Source organism: Streptococcus oralis (assembly GCF_001579175.1).
GTDB lineage: Bacteria > Bacillota > Bacilli > Lactobacillales > Streptococcaceae > Streptococcus > Streptococcus oralis_O.
Genome location: NZ_KQ970760.1, coordinates 603,222 through 604,836 on the forward strand (window position 1 = coordinate 603,222; position 1,615 = coordinate 604,836).

At 40.7% G+C, this 1,615-nt stretch carries 1 protein-coding gene; it reads left to right on the plus strand.

Going from position 1 to position 1,615, the window contains the following annotated elements; genetic code table 11:
* Positions 1–1,528, plus strand: a 1,528-nt coding sequence (locus tag SORDD24_RS07290) for a phosphoenolpyruvate carboxylase (protein ID WP_155720145.1), incomplete at its 5' end; no start/stop codon positions are given.
* Positions 1,529–1,615 lie beyond the last annotated feature (87 nt).

The window sequence follows — 1,615 nt, forward strand, 5'->3', positions numbered from 1 at the left end:
CTACCTTGCTTCTATTGATATGCGCCAGGATTCTAGTGTTCATGAAGCCTGTGTGGCTGAATTGTTAGCATCAGCTGGTATCAACGACCACTATAGCGATCTGTCTGAAGATGAAAAATGTAGCCTCCTCTTAAAAGAGTTGGAAGAAGACCCTCGTATCCTCTCAGCAACTCATGCTGAAAAGTCAGAACTTCTTGAGAAGGAACTGTCTATCTTTAAAGCTGCCCGCAAGTTGAAGGATAAACTGGGTGAAAATGTCATTCGTCAAACCATCATTTCTCACGCAACAAGTGTCTCCGACATGCTAGAACTAGCCATCATGCTCAAGGAAGTCGGCTTGGTGGATGCTCAAAAAGCCCGTGTTCAGATTGTTCCCCTCTTTGAAACGATCGAGGACTTGGATCATTCGGAAGAAACCATGAGAAAATATTTCTCTCTTCCTTTGGCTAAAAAATGGATTGCTTCAAAAGATAACTATCAGGAAATCATGCTCGGTTACTCTGATAGTAACAAGGACGGTGGCTATCTGTCATCGTGTTGGACCCTCTATAAAGCCCAACAACAACTGACTGCTATTGGGGATGAATTTGGCGTTAAAGTCACTTTCTTCCATGGTCGTGGTGGTACTGTAGGTCGTGGTGGTGGACCAACTTATGAAGCTATTACATCCCAACCACTCAAGTCTATCAAGGACCGTATCCGTCTGACTGAGCAAGGAGAAGTGATTGGAAACAAATACGGTAACAAAGATGCTGCTTATTACAACCTTGAAATGTTGGTTTCTGCAGCTATTAACCGTATGATTACTAAGAAGAAGAGTGATACCAACACATCAAACCGTTACGAAGCTATTATGGATCAAGTAGTGGACCGTAGTTATGATATCTACCGTGACTTGGTCTTTGGAAATGAACATTTCTATGACTACTTCTTTGAATCCAGTCCGATTAAGGCTATTTCAAGCTTCAATATCGGTTCGCGTCCAGCAGCTCGTAAGACCATCACTGAAATTGGCGGTTTGCGTGCCATTCCTTGGGTCTTCTCATGGTCACAAAGCCGTGTCATGTTCCCTGGCTGGTATGGTGTAGGATCAAGCTTTAAAGAGTTTATTGATCAAGATCCGAAGAATATCGAGTTTCTTCGTGATATGTACCAAAACTGGCCTTTCTTCCAGTCTTTACTTTCCAATGTGGACATGGTCTTGTCTAAGTCTAACATGAACATCGCCTTTGAATATGCCAAGCTCTGTGAAGATGAAGAAGTGCAAGCTATCTTTTACACTATTTTAGATGAATGGCAATTGACCAAGGATGTTATTTTAGCTATTGAAGGTTATGACGAACTCTTGGCAGAAAACTCTTACCTAAAAGACAGTCTAAACTATCGTATGCCTTACTTTAATATCCTCAATTATATCCAGTTGGAGTTGATTAAACGTCAACGTCGTGGTGAATTGTCAGCAGACGAAGAAAGATTGATTCATACAACCATTAACGGAATTGCAACAGGTTTGCGTAATTCAGGTTGATATTTTCTAAACTTCCTCTTTTTCTAGGGGAAGTTTTTGAATTGTTTAAAAAATTCTAAAAATAGTCTTGACAAGTAACTGAAAAAT